Raw genomic sequence first — 4533 nt, 5'->3', positions numbered from 1 at the left:
GTACTGCCGCATCGGCCACCGGCTTGGCCGGGGCTGGTTTTACCAGCGGTTCGGTGGCGACGGCTTTGGTCTCGTCGAGGCCGAACATGCTGCCGAACGCATCCTTGTTCAGCCAGATGCCATAACCGCCACCGGCAATGACCAGCAAGGCGACGGCAGCGGCGATCACACCGCCATAGCTGCGCCTGCGCTCGGCAGGATGGAGCCGCTGGAACCTGTCTTCCGCGCGGCTGCCGTCATTGGAAAAGTCGTCGCCTTGAAAAACGCCGTCTTGGTCATCGGCCGTCGGAAGATCCATATCGGACGGCGGCGGACCAGCGCGCTCCTGAGAAAGAGCGACGGGCTGCGGCTTTTGCCAGTTCGGCGCCGCCTTGGCGGGCGTGGGCTGCCATGCTGGCACAGTCTTTGCCGGCTCCATCTTTGCCGGTTCGGTCTTTGCCGGCTGCCATGCCGGCTCCGTCTTTGCCGGCTGCCGGACATGGCTGGACTGGTTCTTGTTGCGGTCGATGGAGGAGAAGATGTCTTCCAGTTCCGCCAGCGGGTCGGGTGGCGGCGCAGGCTTGGCGTAGTCCCGCTCGACTTTGGCGATGGCGTCTTCCAGCGCACGCATCTGCCGGTCGACATCGGAAGGCGTCATCGTGGCCTTCTCTGCGAGTTGTTTCGCGATTGACGAACGGGCCCTGTCATAGACCCTGGCGCGCACTTCCGCCGACGGCTCACCGAGTTTGTCGAGCGCCTTTTTCAGAATAGGAACAAAATCTATCATACGTCAGTCGACCTGCATTTGTTTCTGGGCCGGCCCCCGCAAATCAGCCGCAATGCCCGGAAGGCTGAGAAACTAGTCTTGAAACGGATCGGTCACAAGTATCGTGTCGTCCCGTTCAGGGCTGGTGGAAAGGAGTGCGACCGGCGCACCGATCAGCTCTTCGATGTAGCGGACGTACTTTACCGCCTGGGCCGGCAGGTCGTTCCAGCTGCGCGCGCCGGCGGTGGTGCCTTTCCACCCCTCCAGCGTCTCGTAGACCGGTTCGACGCGGGCCTGCGCACCCTGGCTGGCCGGCAGGTAATCGATCGCCTCGCCGTCTAGGCGGTAGCCGGTACAGACCTTGATCTCGTCCAGCCCATCGAGCACATCGAGCTTGGTCAGCGCAATGCCCTTGATGCCGTTGACGGCGACGGCCTGGCGGACCAGCACGGCGTCGAACCAGCCGCAGCGGCGCTTACGGCCGGTGACGACGCCGAATTCATGGCCGCGCGTGCCCAGGAACTCGCCGACCTCGTTCTTCTGCTCGGTCGGAAACGGGCCTTCGCCAACACGCGTCGTATAGGCCTTGGTGATGCCGAGCACATAGCCGATGGCGCCCGGGCCGACACCCGACCCGGCAGCGGCCTGGCCGGCAACGGTGTTGGAGGAGGTGACGAACGGGTAGGTGCCGTGGTCGATGTCGAGCAGCGTGCCTTGCGCGCCCTCGAACAGGATGCGCTCGCCGGCGCGGCGCTTGTCGTCGAGGATTTTCCAGACGCGGTCCATATAGGGCAGGATCTCGTCGGCCACCGAGATCAGCTCGCTCATGATCGCCTCATGCGTGACCTCGGCATGGCCGAGCCCGCGCCGCAGCGCATTGTGGTGCGTCAGCAGCCTGTCGACCTTCAAGGGCAGCGTTTCCAAATCCGCCAAATCCATCACCCTGACCGCGCGCCGGCCCACCTTGTCTTCGTAGGCGGGACCGATGCCGCGACGGGTCGTGCCGATCTTCGTTCCGGAATTGGAAGCGGCGTCCTCGCGAAATCCGTCCAGCTCCCGGTGCAAGGACAGGATAAGCGCGGTGTTTTCGGCTATTTTCAGGCGGTCCGGCGTCACCTCGACGCCCTGCGCTTTCAATTTCGCAACCTCCGCGACGAAAGCGTGCGGATCGAAGACGACGCCATTGCCGATGATGGACAGCTTGCCTTGCCGCACCACGCCGGACGGCAGCAGCGACAGCTTATAGACCTTGCCGTCGACGACCAGCGTGTGGCCGGCATTGTGGCCGCCCTGGAAGCGCACGACAACATCGGCGCGCTCCGACAGCCAGTCTACGATCTTGCCTTTGCCCTCATCGCCCCATTGCGAGCCGACGACCACCACATTGGCCATATTTCTTTTCCCTTGAGACGCCGCACGAGCAGCTTGAAACAGTTCGAAACGATAGGCCTCTATCGCATCGGCCCCCAAAATCGGAATCGATTTTCGGAAAAGCACGACGCGAGGATTAAAGCCTTCCGACGCGCACTTTGTAGCGTCCAATTGCACGCACGTCGCTCTATAGCGTCAAGACCCGGCGAGCGCGACCACTCTTTGCCGCCGAAAACGCTCCGAGGCACAACAATTTTCGCCTTTGACATCATTTACTTGGGCTGGCGGTCGCAATAGGCCCACACCGACCGTCAAATTCCCTCTGCCTGGCCGGAATGTCACGATGCATCGAGCCGCCTACCTATTCCTGCTGTCCACCACCTTGCTGTGGGGCGGCAACTCCGTGGCCGGCAAGCTGGCGGTCGGCCATATTTCGCCGATGACGCTGGTCTTCCTGCGCTGGATCCTGGCCGTTCTGATCCTGCTGCCGATCGGCTGGCGAACGCTGCATGACGACTGGCCCGTAGTGCGTAGGCACTGGTTGCTGCTTGGCGGGCTCGGCGCTTGCGGCTTCGCCTTCTTCAACACGATCTTCTACACGGCGCTCAACTACACGACGGCGATCAACGTCTCGATCGAGCAGGCGGCGATCCCGATCGTGATCATCATCGCCAATTTTGTGTTCTTTCGCCTGCGCGTCAATGGCGTGCAGATCGCTGGCGTCGTGCTGACCATCATCGGCGTCGCGGTGACGGCGAGCCATGGCGACCTGCGCCAGCTTCTCAAGCTGGATCTCAACTTCGGCGACGCGATCATGCTGGTCGCCGTGCTTTGCTACTCCTTCTATTCGGTGGGGTTGCGGCTGAAGCCGGTCATCCGCTGGCAGAGCCTGATGCTGGCGCTGTCGGTTGCCGCACTCATCACATCGCTGCCTTTCTTCCTGTGGGAGATTGCCGCCGGCAAGGTCATCGTCCCCGATGCCCGCGGCTGGGCTGTCGCGTTCTATACCGCCATCGGTGCTTCGGTCATCTCGCAGATCTTCTATATCAGAGGCAACGAGCTGATCGGCGCCAACCGGGCCGGCCTGTTTATCAATCTGGTGCCGATCTTCGGTACGCTGCTGTCGGTGGTGATTGTCGGTGAGACATTCCAGCTCTATCAGGCGCTGGCTCTCGCGCTGGTGCTCGGTGGCATCAGCCTCGCCGAATACAGCGGACGGATGATGGCGGCATCTGCTGCTGAATGAAGTCGTTTGCCGCGACGTTTCCCTGCGAATCCATCAGCGACCGCGGAAGCGCCCCGCGTGCTGCTGCACACGGGGCGACCGAATTTCAGGCCGCGCCGACGTCGAAATGCAGCCGCTTGGCCGAGTCGATCGACTTGTGCGAGCGCACCTGCGCCAACACGTTTTCCGGGAACGGCGCATCGAGATAGAGCAATGCAATGGCATCGCCGCCCGGCCGGTTGCGGCCGAGCTGGAAATTGGCGATGTTGACGCCGTTCTCGCCGCACACCGTGCCGAGCAGGCCGATGATGCCGGGAGCGTCGGCATTGGTCGTGTAGAGCATGTGCTGGCCGACCTCGGCGTCGAGATTGATGCCCTTGATCTGGATGAAGCGCGGTTTGCCATCCGAGAAGCAGGTGCCGGCGATCGAGCGCGTCCTGTGCTCGGTCTTGACCGTCAGCTTGATATAGCCGTCGAACACGCCGGATTTGTCGCGCTTGACCTCGGCGACGATGATGCCGCGCTCCTTCACCATGATCGGCGCCGACACCATGTTGACGTCGGAGACTTGCGGCCGGATCAGCCCGGCAAGAGTGGCGCTGATCAGCGCGCGCGTGTTCATCGTCGCGGTCGAGCCGTCGAACAGTATCTCGACCTCCTTGATCGGATCCTCGGTGACCTGTCCGACAAAGGCGCCGAGCACTTCGGCAAGCTTGACGAAAGGTTTCAGCCGCGGCGCCTCTTCGGCGGTGATCGACGGCATGTTGATGGCGTTGGAAACGGCGCCCTTGATCAGATAGTCGGACATCTGCTCGGCGACATGCAGGGCGACATTCTCCTGCGCTTCGGTGGTCGACGCGCCGAGATGCGGCGTCGCCACGACATTCTCCATGCCGAACAGCTCATTATACTCCGCCGGTTCGACCTCGAACACGTCGATGCCGGCGCCTGCCACCTTGCCGCTTTTCAGTGCCGCGATCAGGTCGGCCTCGACGACCAGCCCGCCACGCGCGCAATTGATGATGCGCACACCGGTCTTCATTTTGGCGATCGCCGCGGCATCGATGATGTTGCGCGTCTTGTCGGTAAGCGGTGTGTGCAGCGTGATGAAGTCGGCGCGGGCGAACAGCTCGTCGAGCTCGACCTTTTCGACGCCGAGCTCCTCGGCGCGGCTGTCCGACAGGAATGGATC

3 protein-coding genes and 1 pseudogene are annotated in these 4533 nt (G+C 62.7%); 1 reads left to right on the top strand and 3 read right to left on the bottom strand.

Annotated features, from left to right (window positions below; all coding sequences use genetic code 11):
* Nucleotides 1-637 (bottom strand): annotated as a pseudogene (locus E5W70_RS30845) (hypothetical protein); the annotation flags it as partial.
* A gap of 201 nt (nucleotides 638-838) precedes the next feature.
* Nucleotides 839-2137 (bottom strand): adenylosuccinate synthase, encoded by a 1299-nt coding sequence (locus E5W70_RS30840; protein ID WP_292665034.1) that lies wholly within the window; start codon nucleotides 2135-2137, stop codon nucleotides 839-841.
* 322 nt (nucleotides 2138-2459) lie between these two features.
* Between E5W70_RS30840 and E5W70_RS30835 the strand changes: the two genes are divergently transcribed.
* Nucleotides 2460-3362 carry a DMT family transporter gene (locus E5W70_RS30835; protein ID WP_292665033.1) on the top strand — a complete coding sequence of 301 codons (903 nt, stop codon included), beginning with the start codon at nucleotides 2460-2462 and terminating at the stop codon, nucleotides 3360-3362.
* An 85-nt stretch (nucleotides 3363-3447) separates the two neighbouring features.
* On the opposite strand, the gene E5W70_RS30830 is transcribed toward E5W70_RS30835, so the two are convergent.
* On the bottom strand, nucleotides 3448-4533 hold a 1086-nt coding region (locus E5W70_RS30830), incomplete at its 5' end, for an NAD(P)-dependent oxidoreductase (RefSeq protein WP_292665032.1).

This window comes from Mesorhizobium sp. (genome assembly GCF_005063415.1).
GTDB lineage: Bacteria > Pseudomonadota > Alphaproteobacteria > Rhizobiales > Rhizobiaceae > Mesorhizobium.
This window is presented reverse-complemented; position numbering and strand designations above follow the sequence as displayed.

Coding starts and splice junctions, on each gene's coding strand:
- E5W70_RS30840 (WP_292665034.1), bottom strand. CDS start 2,137: ATGGCCAATGTGGTGGTCGTCGGCTCGCAATGGGGCGATGAGGGCAAA.
- E5W70_RS30835 (WP_292665033.1), top strand. CDS start 2,460: ATGCATCGAGCCGCCTACCTATTCCTGCTGTCCACCACCTTGCTGTGG.